The following is a 14,487-nucleotide window of genomic DNA, read 5'->3' as shown; positions in this document are numbered from 1 at the left end:
CGGGCAACGGCTACACACAGCCAGGCCTGGTCAGCCAGTTATCAAACCCCAGCTCACAAGAAATGCCTTCACGGCGTCGGCAATCATTTGCACGCTAATTGCGGCAAGCAACACACCGGCGATCCGGGTCACTAAGGTGACCCCGCCCTGACCGAGAACCTTCGCAATCACCCCGGCGAACCTCATAAACACATAGAGGACAACGGCCATCCCAATCAACGCCACAAATATTGCGCTGTAATGCGAAAACTCGCCGTTAGCACGCTGCATAAACAGCATCATCACCACGATTGCACCGGGACCAGCGAGCAGCGGTGTTCCAAGCGGCACCAGCGCCACGTTGACCCCGTTCGCAGCCGCCATCTCCTCCTCTTTACCGGTCAGCAGCTGCATTGCCACCAGAAGCAGCAGCAACCCACCGGCCCCCTGCAACGCAGGCAGCGAAATATGCATATACGACATAATCGCCTGACCAAAAATGGCGAAAATACCAATCACCAGCAACGCCACACCCACCGCGGTGAGCGCCGCTTTTGAACGTTGCTTTGCCGTCATCGAGTTCGTGAGCGACATAAAGATCGGAATGGTGCCCGGAGGGTCCATGATGACAAAAAGCGTCACGAACACTTCCGCGAGGAAGCGCAGATCGACCACGTTCACGGGGCAAAGACCTCGGTTTCACTCGTGGCGCGAGCGATGATCGCGGCCAGCACGTCGGGACTCGTGAGGTTCTCTCCGAGCCGGTTGGGTTTTCCGGTCCCATGGTAATCGCTCGATCCAGTGGTCAACAGACCGTGCGCCGCAGCTAACGACGCCAGTCGACGGCGGGTTTGAGCATCGTGTTCACGATGATCGACCTCAATTCCCGCGAGCCCCGCCTCAATCATCGCCTCCAGCACATCGTCGGGTAGCACCCAGCCTCGGCTGACCGATCCCGGGTGGGCAGCAATCGCCACCCCACCCGCAGAACAAATCTGCTGCACCGCGCGCACCGGGTCAGGCGCGTAATGCCTGACGTAGTACGGACCATCGACGGTGAGGATATCCGCAAACGCCGCGCTACGGTCTGGAACGATTCCCGCCTCAACCAGCGCATCCGCGATATGCGGACGACCAACCACGGTCTGCGCTCCCCCGAGCTGAGCCTGCACATCCTGCCAGGTCACAGGGTAATCGCGGGAGATCAACTCAACCATATGGCGGGCGCGATCATCCCGGGAAGATCGAGCTCTCGCCATATCCTTAGCCAAATCTGTACCTGGCGACGGATCAGGCAGAAGCGCCAACACGTGCACACTGTGATGCTCATATTCAGTGGACACCTCGCACCCGGGAATCACCGCCACACCCACGCGCGCCGACCACACCCGAGCCTCATCCCACCCAGAGAACGTGTCGTGATCAGTCAGACCAATCGCCCCCACCCCGGCTTCGGCAGCAGCTCGCAGGAGCTCCGGCACACTATCTGTGCCATCGGAATGCGTGGAGTGCGTATGCAGGTCAATCCTCAAGTCCCGGTCCATAGTGACTTATTGTGCCCTCCCCGCCGCACCAGCTTCAGACCACCCCACGAGGCGGTGCCCACTGCGCGCCCCTTGAGCGTGCAGCAGATCGTGAGACGATACAGAACGTGAATACCGACGAGGAGAAGACCACCAGTTCTCAGGCCACCACCACTTCGGGCTCATCGGAAACGAACCCATCGAGCTCCGACCAGACCAAGGACCTCACCTCCCGCGGCGATGCCCGATCTCAGCGGCCACAGAGCCAAGCATTCCGTGAGTTCATCGCCAAAAATTGGGATGACACCGTCCCCCCGGCGATCCGGCGTGATGTCGCGGACTTTACTCCCGCCCGCCTCGACCGGCTGGTGCAACGCTTCCCCAACACCCGTCTCGTGTTCCCCGCCGGTGTGTATAAGGTCCGGTCGAACGACACCGACTACCGCTTCCGCCCCCACACCGCGTTCGCGTACTACTCGGGCCTTGGCACCGACGAAGAACCCGACAGTGTGTTAGTGGTCGAGCCCGACCGCGAGAATCCGGCCAAAGCAGCAGCAACCTATTTCTTCCGTCCGCGGGCAGGCTATGACACTACCGAGTTTTATGCGGATTCGCGGTACGGCGAGCTCTGGGTGGGCCGACGTCCCACGCTGGATGAGGTAGAAACCCGGATTGGGATCTCCTGCCAGCACATCACCTCACTGCACGACGCGCTGGCCAAAGATGTCGGCGATCAGATGAACTTACTGATCATCCGCGAGGTCGACGCTGAGGTCGAAGCCATGGTGACCGAGATTCGCAGCCAAAATGGTCTACCTACCGGCGACAGTGCCGAAGCCGAGCACGATGCACTCGCCGAGTTTGCTTCTGAGCAGCGTCTGATCAAAGACAGCTTTGAAATTGGTCAGTTGCGCGAAGCTGTGGATGCCACAATCTCCGGTTTCGAGGAAGTCGTGCGAAACCTTCCCCGAGCGGTAGCGCATCGTCGCGGTGAACGGATTATCGAAGGGGTCTTTGAGACCACCGCACGCGCCGAAGGCAACGGCATCGGGTACGACACCATCGCCGCAGCTGGCGGCCACGCGTGCACCCTGCACTGGATCCGCAATGACGGCAGTGTGCGCGAAGGTGACCTGGTGCTGATCGATGCCGGAGTCGAGGTGGACAGCCTCTACACCGCCGACATCACCCGCACCCTCCCCATTTCAGGCCAGTTCACCCCGGTCCAACGCCGCATTTACGATGCCGTGCTGGAAGCAGCTGACGCAGCATTCGCGTTTGCGCGCCCCGGAGTAAAGTTCCGGGATCTGCACACCGAAGCTATGAAGGTGATCGTTCGCCACCTGCATGAATGGGGCCTGCTGCCCTGCACACCGGAGGAGTCCCTCGCTCCCGACGGCCAATACCACCGGCGTTGGATGGTGCATGGAACCAGCCACCACCTCGGCATGGATGTACACGACTGTGCGCAGGCCCGTCGCGAAATGTACTTGGATGCCGAACTGGTTCCGGGCATGGTGTTCACCATTGAGCCGGGCTTGTACTTCATGGATAACGACCTCTCAGTGCCCGAGGAGATGCGCGGGATCGGGGTGCGGATTGAAGACGACGTGCTGGTGACCGAAACCGGTGTCGAGAATCTGTCCAAAGCACTTCCGCGCCGCGCTGAGGACATCGAGCGCTGGATGGCAGATATCGCTGCCACCCGATGAGCTCAGATAGCCGAGCCCTCACTCCCGGTTTCATCCGACCGCGCGTTAGGCTGTGCGCGTGATCGCCACAACCAGCAGATTTTTTGCCGCCCGACTGGTGGGAACGACTGTCTTTGACCCCATCGGGGACTCCGTCGGGAAAATCCGCGACATTGTCGTGGTGCCCCAGCCCCGGGCGACACCTGCGCGCGCGGTCGGATTCGTAGTGGAGGTGTCGGGACGGCGCCGGGTGTTCCTTCCGATCACCCGGGTCACCTCGATCGACGCGGGACAAGTCATTATGTCCGGGCTGCTGAACATGCGCCGGTTTGAAAAGCGGCGCAGTGAGCAGCTGGTGATTGGGGACCTGCTTGAACGCGTAGTGCGTTTGAGCGACGGCTCCGGTGAAGCCACCGTTGAGGATGTGGCTCTCGACCGTCGCCACAGTGGTGACTGGGAAGTGTCCAAACTGTTTATCCGGCGGCGCAGAACCGGAGGGCTGCGCTCACGCTTGACTGGTCGTCACGATAGTTTCACCGTGTCTGCCTCGGATGTTACCGGTCTGTTTGGCACTCAGGAGGAACAGTCTGCGGCCCTTCTGCTCGCCTCCTATGAAGATCTGCGTCCGGCAGACCTCGGCGATATCTTCCAAGAGATCGATCCGAAACGACGGGTTGAGCTTGCGGGGGAGCTGACCGATGAACGTCTCGCCGACGTGCTCGAAGAGCTTCCCGAAGATATTCGCGTGGATCTCATGACCCGTTTAGATTCCGACCGGGCCGCCGACGTGCTGGATGCCATGGATCCTGACGACGCCGCCGACGTGGTGCAGGAGCTCCCTGAACCTGTTGCACAGCAGCTACTCGGCCTGATGGAGCCGGAAGAAGCAGAAGACGTGCGCCGACTGATGGCGTACGACGAATACACGGCGGGCGGCATGATGACGACTGAGCCGCTGATCGTCTCCCCCGAAACCCCCATCGCGCACTGTTTGGCGATGATCTCCCGGCAGGAGCTCTCCCCCGCTCTCGCCTCCTTGGTCTACGTGTGTCGGCAACCTATGGAGACCCCCACCGGCAAGATGCTCGGCATGGTTCACTTCCAGCATCTTCTGCGAGAACCTCCCGACCGTCCCGTCGGTGAAATTCTGGATGCGGACCGGGTTTGGGTCGGCCCCGACGCCATGCTGCACGAAGTCACCCGGCAAATGGCAACCTACAACCTGGTCAATATCGCGGTGTGCGATAAACATGGGCAGCTGCTCGGCGCGGTGACCGTGGACGATGTGCTCGACCATGTGCTTCCTGAGGACTGGCGCGAGCAGGATGAACCAGCGACCACTACGGGTTCCATCGATATTGGAGCGATCTCGAACACCACGAGGGGGTGACCTATGGCCGATAAGAAGAGCGCCAAGAAAAGCACCTATTCGATCGACACGCCGCAGCAGCCCCGCCTGCGATGGTGGCCTCGAATGCGTCCGCGCTCGGATGCCTTCGGACGTGTCTCCGAAACGTTCGCGCGGTTTATGGGAACACCCGCGTTCTTAGTCGGGATGACCATTTTCTGTGCCGTCTGGCTGGCCTGGAACACATTCCTACCCGAGTCGATGCAGTTCGACCCCCGGGCTTTGAACTTCACCCTGTTAACGTTGATCCTCTCTCTGCAGGCATCGTACGCTGCCCCCCTGCTGCTGCTGGCACAAAACCGGCAGGATGACCGCGACCGTGTCCAGGCCGAACAGGATCGGCAGCGCAACGAACGCAACCACGCCACCACCGACTACATCACCCGCGAAATTGCCGTGCTGCGTTTGGCACTATCGGAGGTAGCAACCAGAGACTTTGTGCGCAGTGAACTGCGCGACCTCGTGTCTGACCTCGACACCGCCGACCAAGAGAACATGCGCGAGGCGTGGCGGGAAGACTTCCAGCAACTGCGCCAGGAGCTCATCGCTGAGTTACGGGCTGAACTTGCCCAGGAGATGCGCCGCGAACTGCGCATAGAAAATCAACTGATTGACCAGCCCTCGTCAGAGCACGCCTCTTCCCGATCAGCGTCTCAGGCCCCGCCGCCGTTACATACCGACCAGGAACCACACCCGACCGCGCCCTCCACGGTGAGCGCGGCCACCACCGATCACAACCAAGGGATGACGCCGTGACCGCATCAGCACCCGCACCCTCTGAGGCCGATCTGCGGGCCGCCCTCGCTACGGTGCACGACCCTGAAATCCACCGTCCCATTACCGACTTGGACATGGTGGAATCGATCCAGGTTGAGGGCACCCACGTGAGGGTCCGCATCCTTTTGACTATTCCCGGCTGCCCGATGAGCGAGCGGATCCGCGCCGACGTGGAGCGAGCGCTCACGGCTGTGCCAGAGGTGGGCACGGTGGATGTTGACCTCGGCGCCATGACCCCCGAGCAGCGCCAGGCCCTCACGGAGCGGCTGCGCTCGGCCGGAGGCACCCGGGATATCCCCTTCAACCGTCCTACCTCATTGACCCGTGTGCTCGCGATCGGCTCAGGCAAAGGAGGGGTCGGAAAATCCTCTGTCACCGCAAACCTTGCCGCCGCGATGGCGGCATCCGGGCTACGAGTCGGGGTGCTCGACGCCGACATTCACGGCTTCTCGATTCCGGCGATGCTGGGCATAACCCAGCAGCCCACTAAGGTGGATGACCTGTTGATGCCGCCGACCGGCCACGGTGTGAAGGTGATGAGCATCGGCATGTTTGTTCCGCCAGGGCAAGCGGTGGTGTGGCGGGGCCCGAAACTGCACCGGGCCATTGAACAGTTCGCCACCGATGTGTTCTGGGGCGATCTGGATGTTCTGCTGCTCGATCTTCCCCCCGGGACCGGTGACGTCGCTATTTCGGTGACGCAATTGCTGCCGGGGGCTGAGCTGGTGGTGGTCACCACCCCGCAGCCCACTGCGTCCGATGTGGCCGAACGTGTGGGGTCACTTGCCGCGGGCGTTGACCAGAAAGTCGCTGGAGTGGTGGAGAACATGAGCTGGTTGGATGCGCCGGGGGGCGAGCGCATTGAGGTGTTCGGTTCGGGTGGCGGTCAACGGGTGGCGCAGTCGCTATCGGCACGGCTCGGTTATGAGGTGCCTGTTCTCGGGCAGATCCCGCTTGAACCTCAGCTGCGCGCAGGCGCCGATGCCGGGATTCCGGTGGTGATCGGAACACCTGAGTGCGCCGCCGCCCGCGCCTTGCGGCAGGTGGCTGATACGCTCGCGCACATGCCGCGGGGGCTCGGCGGTCGCAAACTCAACCTCAACGTGCAGTAAATCGGCCCGAGTATCGACGCAGGCTGCGCAGCCAGGTATCTGGGCTATTCAGTTTTGGTAGCGCACGCAACCAAGTCTTGGTAGCCCACACGATCAATGGGGCAGGATACGACCGCGGTTTAACTAGAGATAATGACTCTGGAACCGTTGGTAGCGCCGCATTCGCTTGGAAAACAGGAGCTGTTCAGGTTGCTTCGGGATCGAACGGCGCCCGACCGTTACTATCCTCAACCGTGCTACCGCCGTCGATGTCATAGGTGCCAGCGGCCAACAAAGCCGCCCCGGCTGCCGATGCAGACGCCGACGAGGACGATGAGCTCATCAAACCCTTGGTGTCGTTGACCAGGTCTTCCACCGGATTGGTGTCGCCCCATGCTTCGCGCACAATGCGGCGTGGGTCGAACTGTCGGGGATCGTATTTTTTGAGGTCCTCAACTGCGATCCCCATCTCGTTTTCCACGGTGGACCGAGATTCATCAACAAACTTGCGGGCCTTTTTCACAAAGCCAACCAAGTGCCGGGTGTATTCGGGTAACCGCTGAGGTCCAATGACGACCAGGAAAACAAGCAGCAGGATAACGAACTCCCAGCCGCTGATCCCGAAAATGCTCACTGCCTCACCTCAATCTCGCGCCTCGCGGGACGGACACCCGGCGTCCATTATGGCAGATCAGGATGAGCGTCATTCCTGCCCTTAAGGTCACGGTCCGGTCAAGCAAACGGCCGGTACGTAACGGGCCCGTACCCTGTACCCTTTAAGGACATCACAGCGAGGGAAGGCATCCATGGCATCGGGTAAAGCCGCAGGTTGGGCACACTGCGAGGAGTTCGTGGACGAGCAAGCAGTGTTCTTAGACCCCTCGGTCATCGCTCGGGCACGCGAACGCGGGGCAGAGTTGGGCGCCGCTGCTTTGCATCAGGGAGTCGGCGCTGCCTTGCGATTGCTGGCCGCCACCACCCGCGCGACCGCAGCCGTAGAAATCGGCACCGGGGCTGGGGTGGGCTCGCTGTACATCCTCGCAGGTATGGGGGATGCCGGGGTTCTCACCACTATTGACCGCGAAGTGGAAAACCAGCGGGCTGCCCGGGAGGCTTTTTGCGAGGCGGGGATTCGCTCTGCCCGAGTGCGCACCATTGCCGGGGCGCCGTTGACTGTTCTTGGCCGACTGACCGAGGGCGCATACGACATGGTGGTTTTTTCAGCTGACGACTCTGACGCTGAGGAGTTGCTGCCGCAGGCTGTGCGTTTGCTCAGGCCGGGCGGTGTCCTCGTAATGGATCATGCGCTCTTCCATGACCGGGTGGCCGACCCTGCGGCACGTGACGAGACCACAACCCGTATCCGGGGACTGTTGAAAACCGTGCGGGAATCGCCCGATCTTATGTCGGCGCTACTCCCATCCGGGGACGGGCTGCTAGCCGCTGTGAGGACCATCCCGGCACATTCTCGCTGAGCTGCCTAGCGCAATCGCATAGCGGCTGAGCTGCCTATCGCACAGCAGATGATCGCGGATGGGACGAACACCGTACCCGTAGTACCCATAACAAATCCCTGACCGCTAACAAATCCCTGACCACCCAGACGAATAAGCCCGACAAAAAACCGGGCCCCGTAGGCGACGGCACCTGATGACGCTGCGCGCCTCACATGACTTTCACCATGGCAATGCGCGACCGAATCGTCGCGAGGTGTCGCCTTCTACGGGTCCCGGTGAGGTGGACTGCACGCAACGGGAGGTCAGGCTGCGCACGGCCCGGATGAGATTAGGACTTGATGACGCCTTCAAGCGCGTCGCGGAGCGCGGTCGCTTCTGAGGAGTTGATCTCGACCACCAAGCGTCCACCGCCTTCCAGCGGTACCCGCATAATGATGCTGCGCCCCTCCTCCACGACCTCCAGCGGTCCGTCACCGGTTCGTGGCTTCATTGCGGCCATGGGGCTGCCTTCCTTTAGGGAATAGATCTGTCAGCCCTATTATCTCAGGTCTGGAAGCATCCTGCGTCGTGCTAGGTCAATACATGACGAACCGGTGCCTGACGGAGCTGCCTGTACGCCATCGCCTTGGCTGCTCAGCCACTCGTCCCGGCCCAGCGGCACCCGGCGCCATGAGCGGGCGCGCCGACGACCAACTCGCCGACGCCCCAGGGGCGACGGGGGTAGCATTCCGTCCCCTAATCGACCGGTAGCCACGGCAACACTGAGAACCGCCACCACGATGGCCACCGCGAGCAACAGCAGCGTCACGGCTTGATCTCGCGAAGAATATCCAGCACCTCCGGAGCGCTGTCCGCAACGCGCACTAAATCAATATCGCCCGGGGACACCGCACCGTACACCTCGACGGTGTCGCGCACCCAGTCCAACAGACCCTTCCAATAGTCCGCACCCACCAGAATCAGCGGGAATTTTTGGACCTTATGGGTTTGGGTGAGGCAGAGCGCTTCAAATAGTTCGTCAAACGTTCCAAAGCCTCCGGGCATCACCACAAAACCCTGCGAATACTTCACGAACATGGTCTTGCGGGCAAAGAAGTACCGAAAATCAACACCAAGCTCGACATACTGGTTCATCCCCTGCTCGAAGGGCAGTTCGATACCCAACCCGACGCTGACACCGCCAGCTTCTTTGGCGCCTTTGTTACCCGCCTCCATGATGCCGGGACCACCACCGGTGATCACGGCATAACCGAGATCCACAATGCCGCGCGCAATCTCTTCAGCGAGCGCGTAATGCTTGTGGTCCACCGGTGTTCTGGCCGAACCGAAAATCGAAATCGCTGGCCCCAGTTCGGCCAGGGCACCGAACCCTTCCACGAACTCGGATTGAATCCTAAGCACACGCCACGGATCAGCGTGCACCCAGTCAGCGGGCCCAGTTTCTTCCAGCAGCTTTTGATCCGTGGTGCGAACCGGGCGTTGCGAACCACGCAGAGTAACGGGGCCTTTGCGGTAATCCTGATTCGCATGCTCGGGGAGCTGACTAGAACTGTCCTCGGGCGAGGGGCCGTGTAGGGAAGTCTTCATGGGCAGAGCCTACCGAGCACCACCTGTTAACCAGGTGACCAAAACATCGTGGCACTCACGCAACTGGCTGAGCGGCACATGTTCATCGTCGGTGTGCGCGAGCAAAGGATCCCCTGGCCCGAAATTGATCGCGGGAACACCCAGTGCACTGAACCGAGCCACATCCGTCCACCCCTGTTTTGCGCGCACCATCGCGTCGGGCCCGAGCGCGGTCACGAATTCCTGCGCTACCGGGTGTGACAGCCCCGGCAGCGCGCCCGGAGCGGAGTCCGTGACCGTGATCTCGACATCCAGCCCGGCCAGTACCTCCCGGATATGGGCTTCAGCCGCGGCGACATCGCGGTCCGGTGCGAAGCGATAGTTCACGGTCACGCAAGCCCCGTCGGGAATCACGTTGCCCGCGATACCCCCGCTAATGCGCACTGCATTCAAGCACTCCCGGTAGACCAACCCGTCGATGGTCACCTCCCGAGCCGTATATGAAGCGAGCCGGGTCAGAACTGGCGCGAGATCATGGATGGCGTTGTGTCCCACCCAATCGCGCGCCGAGTGGGCGGCAACCCCACGAGTTCGGATATCGCACCGCATGGTGCCTTTGCAGCCCCCCTCGACTGCACCGGCAGTGGGCTCACCCAAAATGGCGAAGTCCCCTGCGAGCAGCTCGGGGCGGGTGGCAGCGATGCGAGTGAGCGCGTTATCTTCCGCCGCTACCTCTTCATGATCGTAAAAAATCCAGGTGACGTCGTGCACCGGAGAATGAACCTGTGCTGCGGCTTTAAGCTGCGAGGCCACTCCCCCTTTCATATCCACGGTGCCGCGTCCGACTAGTTCGTCGATGCCGTCACGGGTGCGAAATGTGGCGGGGAGATTATCTGCCAGCGGCACAGTGTCCAAGTGCCCAGCGATCACAACCCGAGTTGGCCGCCCAAGGTTTGTTCGAGCGACCACGGTGTCGCCGTCACGTTCAACGCGCAGGTGCGCGGCGGACCGCAACACTGCCTCAACAGCATCCGCCAGCCGGCCTTCATTCCCCGACACCGATTCGATGTTGACAATGTCCCGGGTGACATCCACGACGTCACCCGCCGGATCGAGAACGGGTGCTGGTTTGGCGCCCACGAGCAACGTGGCAGGAGATGCAGCACCGGCGGACCGACGGCTGGTAGGCGAGGTGCTGGCCAGCGGAGACTCGGAAAGTACGGGCTTGGAGAGTGCGGAGTCGGCGGATGTGGACTCGGAGGCGGAGTTTTGGTGCGCGGAGGGTGGAGCCATACCCCGATTGTGCCGCATCCTGGGGCGCCTGCCCGCGCACCTCTACACTGCTGCCATGACTTCATCCCCTGAAACCGCCTGGGGCCTGGGCCTGGCCACCGTGACCACCGACGGCGTCATCCTGGACGTTTGGTATCCGTCACCTCAGCTTGGCGACGGCCCTAAGACTCCGCACCATGCCGATCAGTATGCCGACCTTGAAGCCTGCGCCGATGAGGATGCCCCCCGCAGTGTGCGCCGTGAGGTTGCCCTGACGCGGATCACGCTACAAGATCCCCCGAAAGATGCCGCGGACGCATACCTTCGACTGCATTTGCTTTCCCACCGATTGGTGCAACCAAATTCCCTAAATCTTGACGGCCTGTTTGGCACACTCGCCAACGTGGTGTGGACCTCTGAAGGGCCCTGTTCACCCGTTGATTTTGAGCGCACCCGGCTCGCCCTGAAAGCGGCCGGACGCACCCCCACCGTGTATAGCGTGGACAAATTCCCCCGCATGGTGGACTACGTCATTCCGAGCGGGGTGCGGATCGGGGATGCCGACCGAGTACGGCTGGGCGCTCATCTGGCCGAGGGCACGACCGTCATGCACGAAGGATTCGTCAACTTCAACGCCGGAACCCTAGGCACCTCAATGGTGGAAGGGCGTATTTCGCAGGGTGTTGTGGTGGAAGACGGGGCCGATATTGGCGGTGGCGCCTCCACCATGGGCACGCTTTCCGGCGGCGGCACTGAACGGGTACGAGTGGGCAAGCGGTCCCTGGTTGGTGCTGAAGCCGGCATCGGAATTGCGCTCGGCGATGACTGCGTGGTCGAGGCCGGCCTGTACGTCACCGCCGGAACCAAAGTGCGCATCCTGTCCGATGCCAAGGGCACGGGTGAAGCCCGGACCGTTAAGGCACGCGAACTGTCCGGGGTCTCGAACCTGCTGTTCCGGCGCAATTCCCTGACCGGGGCGGTGGAAGTTGTTCCGCGTTCCGGCCAAACGGTCTCGCTCAACGCAGACCTACACGCGAACTAGCATGACGCCGAGCGCACCCCAGAACAGGTCCGCGCACCGCCCTCGTGCAGTGCGCGGATCGGGTGCGCCCCGGCGGCAACGTTCAGCAGGATCGCAGTCCGCCGCGAGTCGGCAGAAAGGTTCTGGCTCAGGCTCCGGATCTCGACGGCGACGAGGTGGACCGTGCCTCACCATCAGTTGTTTTGCACTGGTGCTGGTGTTGGTTGGACTTGGCACCTGGGCAGCGTTAACCAGATTCGACAGCGGCATCCGCTCGGGTCGTTGCATGGCCCGCGGTTTGGGAACCTCCCATTCGTATGACACTGAGCAGACCTCCAACGCGGCATTGATCGTCGCCACCGGCGTGGACCGCAATCTTCCGCCACGTGCCGGGACCATCGCCTTAGCCACGGCCTATCAGGAGTCTCAGCTGCGCAATATTGAGCACGGCGACCGCGACTCGTTAGGCCTGTTTCAACAACGCCCCTCGCAAGGTTGGGGTACCCCGCAGCAGATTCTGGACCCGATTTATTCCACCAATAAGTTTTACGACGGCTTGGTGAAGATCAAGGGATACGAGTCCATGCCGATCACGGTGGCCGCCCAGAAGGTGCAGCGCTCTGCATTCCCCGATGCCTACGCAGATCACGAAGTGGAAGGTCGGCTCTTTGCGTCCGCTCTCACCGGCGAGTCCGGACCAGAACTGACCTGCGACCTGGCACCGGCATCCGGGCCGTCGGACCCTCGAGCCTTGGAGAAAGAAGTTCAGCGCCAGTTCCCGCGGCGGCTTGGCACCTCAGTCCGGACGAATCTCGCCGCAGCCTCAGAGGTGTTCGCCACCGACTCGGTGCCAGTTCCCACGGGTAGCGGCGCAACGGCCCTGGTCATTGACCCGGGACATGATCAACGTCTTGGATGGGCGCTCGCGAACTGGGCGGTGGCTGAAGCCGCCAATTACCACGTCACCCTGGTGGCATACCAGCATCGGGTGTGGAACCGATCTTCTCAGGATGCCACCTGGGCTACGAAAGCCACCGCCCGCCCTGACCGTGTCGTGGTGCTATTCGCGGGTGAGGGTAGCTAGGGCTATTTATTGCTGCGGTTTTCCTTCTCTAGTTCCCGAGCCAGATCAGCTAAGCGCAGCTCCGACGTGCCGGTGCGCTCATTCATTGGAACGTAGACGCGTTCAGGGCGGCCGGTGTAGATCTGGCGAGGGCGCCCGATCTTGGTTTCCGGGTCGTGAATCATCTCGGTCCATTGCGCGATCCATCCGGGCAGGCGACCAATCGCGAATAGCACGGTGAACATATGCGTGGGGAACCCGAGTGCTTTATAGATGATGCCGGTGTAGAAATCGACGTTCGGGTACAGGCGCCGCTCCACGAAGTAGTCGTCATTGAGCGCGATTTCTTCCAGCCTCATCGCCATATCTAGACGTTCGTCCTGAATCCCTAAACGGTCGAGAACCAGGTCGGCAATCTTCTTCACGATCCGGGCGCGCGGGTCGTAATTCTTGTACACCCGATGGCCAAAGCCCATCAGACGCACGCCATCTTCCCGGTTTTTCACCCTGGTCATAAACCGGTCGACGTCCCCGCCGGAGTCTCGGATTTCATTCAGCATCTCCATCACCGCAGCGTTTGCGCCACCGTGGGAGGGGCCCGACAGCGCGCCAATCCCGGCGGAAATGGAGGTGAAGAGGTTGGCCTGAGCGGATCCCACCAGCCGCACAGCCGAGGCTGAGCAGTTTTGTTCGTGATCGGCGTGCAGGATAAACAGCTGCTCCATGGCTCGGACAATGACCGGGTCGGCGATGTACTGTTCGGCAGGGAAACCGAAGGTTAGACGCAGGAAGTTCTCGATGAGAGACAACCGGTTGTCCGGGTACATCAAGGCGTGCCCCCTCGAGACCCGCAGCGCATAGGCAGCCATGGTCGGCAGCTTTGCTAGCAGACGGGCGGTGGAGATCCTGACCTGCTCGTCATCGAACGGATCGAGGCTGTCCTGGTAGAAGGTCGACAGGGCCGAGACTCCGGCCTGTAAAACAGCCATCGGGTGGGCATCGCGGGGGAAACCATCGAACAGGTGTTTAAACCGTTCATCGAGCAGGGTCCTGCGTTCAACTGAGCTTGTGAAGCGGTCGAGCTGGCCTCGGGTGGGTAGTTCGCCGTGGATGAGTAGATAGGCGACTTCGAGGTAGGTCGAGTGTTCAGCGAGCTGTTCAATCGGATACCCGCGGTAGCGCAAAACTCCGGCGTCACCGTCGATATAGCTGATCGCCGATTTTGTCATCGCCGTGTTCATAAAACCTGGGTCATAGGTGACGTGCCCAGTTTGGGCGCGCAACGGTCCCACGGATAGGCCGGGGTTACCTTCCACAGCCTCCACGACGTCGAGGTCCAGGGTCGTTTCGTTCAGCGTGATCTGGGAACGAGCAGGGGTCTTCTTTGACATTGTGAATCCTCCAGTCATGACATCGCATCGGAGTCGACGGTGTGCACCGTGACGCCGCATCCAGTCCTCGACAATGCCCTGTATGCAGGACTGGCTTTACGTTCATCGAAGCGTAAGGTGCCCGAAAAGCGGGCCTGTTCTGTTACCCGTGACGGTCTGTTCATGCGAGCACGCCGCGTCGACGGGGACGATCAGGGGCCGGGTTTTAGCCTTTCTAAACTATCTTTACCTCAAGGAATTTTTCTCTA

The 14,487-nt window shown here is 61.4% G+C and carries 15 protein-coding genes; 7 read left to right on the top strand and 8 right to left on the bottom strand.

Annotated features, from left to right (window positions below; translation table 11 throughout):
- Nucleotides 1-30: 30 nt before the first annotated feature.
- Together BN1724_RS11165 and BN1724_RS11160 are read right to left on the bottom strand one after the other, a co-directional pair.
- Nucleotides 31-603 carry a MarC family protein gene (locus BN1724_RS11165; RefSeq protein ID WP_058235986.1) on the bottom strand — a complete coding sequence of 191 codons (573 nt, stop codon included), beginning with the start codon at nucleotides 601-603 and terminating at the stop codon, nucleotides 31-33.
- Between the two features lie 53 nt (nucleotides 604-656).
- Entirely contained in the window at nucleotides 657-1,523 is an 867-nt protein-coding gene (locus BN1724_RS11160; RefSeq protein WP_084253010.1) for a PHP domain-containing protein, read from the bottom strand.
- 107 nt (nucleotides 1,524-1,630) lie between these two features.
- On the opposite strand from BN1724_RS11160, the gene BN1724_RS11155 reads away from it, so the two are divergent.
- The 4 genes from BN1724_RS11155 (at nucleotide 1,631) to BN1724_RS11140 (ending at nucleotide 6,490) form a co-directional block, all read left to right on the top strand.
- Nucleotides 1,631-3,214 (top strand): aminopeptidase P family protein, encoded by a 1,584-nt coding sequence (locus BN1724_RS11155; RefSeq protein WP_058235984.1) that lies wholly within the window; start codon nucleotides 1,631-1,633, stop codon nucleotides 3,212-3,214.
- A gap of 61 nt (nucleotides 3,215-3,275) precedes the next feature.
- Complete coding sequence (locus BN1724_RS11150; RefSeq protein WP_058235983.1) at nucleotides 3,276-4,583, top strand: magnesium transporter MgtE N-terminal domain-containing protein; 1,308 nt, start codon at nucleotides 3,276-3,278, stop codon at nucleotides 4,581-4,583.
- A 3-nt stretch (nucleotides 4,584-4,586) separates the two neighbouring features.
- Nucleotides 4,587-5,357: a DUF1003 domain-containing protein gene (locus BN1724_RS11145; RefSeq protein ID WP_084253009.1), complete on the top strand. Its 771-nt coding sequence runs from the start codon at nucleotides 4,587-4,589 to the stop codon at nucleotides 5,355-5,357.
- A complete protein-coding gene (locus BN1724_RS11140) occupies nucleotides 5,354-6,490 on the top strand; it encodes a P-loop NTPase (protein ID WP_058235420.1) in 1,137 nt (378 codons plus the stop codon). Before BN1724_RS11145 ends, BN1724_RS11140 begins: the two co-directional genes overlap by 4 nt.
- A 184-nt stretch (nucleotides 6,491-6,674) precedes the next feature.
- Here the strand turns inward: BN1724_RS11140 and BN1724_RS11135 are convergent, their stop codons facing one another.
- Entirely contained in the window at nucleotides 6,675-7,103 is a 429-nt protein-coding gene (locus tag BN1724_RS11135; protein WP_058235419.1) for a twin-arginine translocase TatA/TatE family subunit, read from the bottom strand.
- A gap of 172 nt (nucleotides 7,104-7,275) precedes the next feature.
- On the opposite strand from BN1724_RS11135, the gene BN1724_RS11130 reads away from it, so the two are divergent.
- A complete protein-coding gene (locus BN1724_RS11130; protein WP_058235418.1) occupies nucleotides 7,276-7,944 on the top strand; it encodes an O-methyltransferase in 669 nt (222 codons plus the stop codon).
- A gap of 310 nt (nucleotides 7,945-8,254) precedes the next feature.
- Here BN1724_RS11130 and BN1724_RS12735 read toward each other — a convergent pair whose 3' ends face one another.
- The 4 genes from BN1724_RS12735 to dapE are packed head-to-tail and all read right to left on the bottom strand — an operon-like array spanning nucleotide 8,255 to nucleotide 10,785.
- On the bottom strand, nucleotides 8,255-8,425 hold the full coding sequence (locus tag BN1724_RS12735; RefSeq protein ID WP_084253008.1) for a DUF3117 domain-containing protein: 171 nt from the start codon (nucleotides 8,423-8,425) through the stop codon (nucleotides 8,255-8,257).
- 39 nt (nucleotides 8,426-8,464) lie between these two features.
- Complete coding sequence (locus BN1724_RS13000) at nucleotides 8,465-8,734, bottom strand: hypothetical protein (protein WP_157085872.1); 270 nt, start codon at nucleotides 8,732-8,734, stop codon at nucleotides 8,465-8,467.
- Nucleotides 8,731-9,513 (bottom strand): LOG family protein, encoded by a 783-nt coding sequence (locus tag BN1724_RS11125; protein WP_084253007.1) that lies wholly within the window; start codon nucleotides 9,511-9,513, stop codon nucleotides 8,731-8,733. Before BN1724_RS11125 ends, BN1724_RS13000 begins: the two co-directional genes overlap by 4 nt.
- A 9-nt stretch (nucleotides 9,514-9,522) precedes the next feature.
- A complete protein-coding gene (gene dapE, locus BN1724_RS11120) occupies nucleotides 9,523-10,785 on the bottom strand; it encodes a succinyl-diaminopimelate desuccinylase (protein ID WP_084253006.1) in 1,263 nt (420 codons plus the stop codon).
- Nucleotides 10,786-10,840: 55 nt separating this feature from the next.
- Here dapE and dapD point away from each other — a divergent pair, with 55 nt between their 5' ends.
- Entirely contained in the window at nucleotides 10,841-11,806 is a 966-nt protein-coding gene (dapD, locus tag BN1724_RS11115) for a 2,3,4,5-tetrahydropyridine-2,6-dicarboxylate N-succinyltransferase (RefSeq protein ID WP_058235980.1), read from the top strand.
- A 247-nt stretch (nucleotides 11,807-12,053) separates the two neighbouring features.
- Nucleotides 12,054-12,869 carry a hypothetical protein gene (locus BN1724_RS11110; protein ID WP_456236268.1) on the top strand — a complete coding sequence of 272 codons (816 nt, stop codon included), beginning with the start codon at nucleotides 12,054-12,056 and terminating at the stop codon, nucleotides 12,867-12,869.
- Between the two features lie 2 nt (nucleotides 12,870-12,871).
- Here BN1724_RS11110 and BN1724_RS11105 read toward each other — a convergent pair whose 3' ends face one another.
- Nucleotides 12,872-14,239, bottom strand: a complete 1,368-nt coding sequence (locus BN1724_RS11105) for a citrate synthase (RefSeq protein ID WP_084253005.1) — start codon at nucleotides 14,237-14,239, stop codon at nucleotides 12,872-12,874.
- Nucleotides 14,240-14,487 lie beyond the last annotated feature (248 nt).

It is taken from the genome of Devriesea agamarum (genome assembly GCF_900070355.1).
In the GTDB taxonomy this organism is placed as follows: Bacteria; Actinomycetota; Actinomycetes; order Actinomycetales; family Dermabacteraceae; genus Devriesea; species Devriesea agamarum.
This window is presented reverse-complemented; position numbering and strand designations above follow the sequence as displayed.

Excerpts from the sequence above, each read along its gene's own strand:
- BN1724_RS12735 (WP_084253008.1), bottom strand. The coding sequence starts at position 8,425 with ATGGCCGCAATGAAGCCACGAACCGGTGACGGACCGCTGGAGGTCGTG.
- BN1724_RS11125 (WP_084253007.1), bottom strand. The coding sequence starts at position 9,513 with ATGAAGACTTCCCTACACGGCCCCTCGCCCGAGGACAGTTCTAGTCAG.
- dapD (WP_058235980.1), top strand. The coding sequence starts at position 10,841 with ATGACTTCATCCCCTGAAACCGCCTGGGGCCTGGGCCTGGCCACCGTG.
- dapE (WP_084253006.1), bottom strand. The coding sequence starts at position 10,785 with ATGGCTCCACCCTCCGCGCACCAAAACTCCGCCTCCGAGTCCACATCC.
- BN1724_RS11165 (WP_058235986.1), bottom strand. The coding sequence starts at position 603 with ATGGACCCTCCGGGCACCATTCCGATCTTTATGTCGCTCACGAACTCG.
- BN1724_RS11145 (WP_084253009.1), top strand. The coding sequence starts at position 4,587 with ATGGCCGATAAGAAGAGCGCCAAGAAAAGCACCTATTCGATCGACACG.
- BN1724_RS11160 (WP_084253010.1), bottom strand. The coding sequence starts at position 1,523 with ATGGACCGGGACTTGAGGATTGACCTGCATACGCACTCCACGCATTCC.
- BN1724_RS11130 (WP_058235418.1), top strand. The coding sequence starts at position 7,276 with ATGGCATCGGGTAAAGCCGCAGGTTGGGCACACTGCGAGGAGTTCGTG.
- BN1724_RS11105 (WP_084253005.1), bottom strand. The coding sequence starts at position 14,239 with ATGTCAAAGAAGACCCCTGCTCGTTCCCAGATCACGCTGAACGAAACG.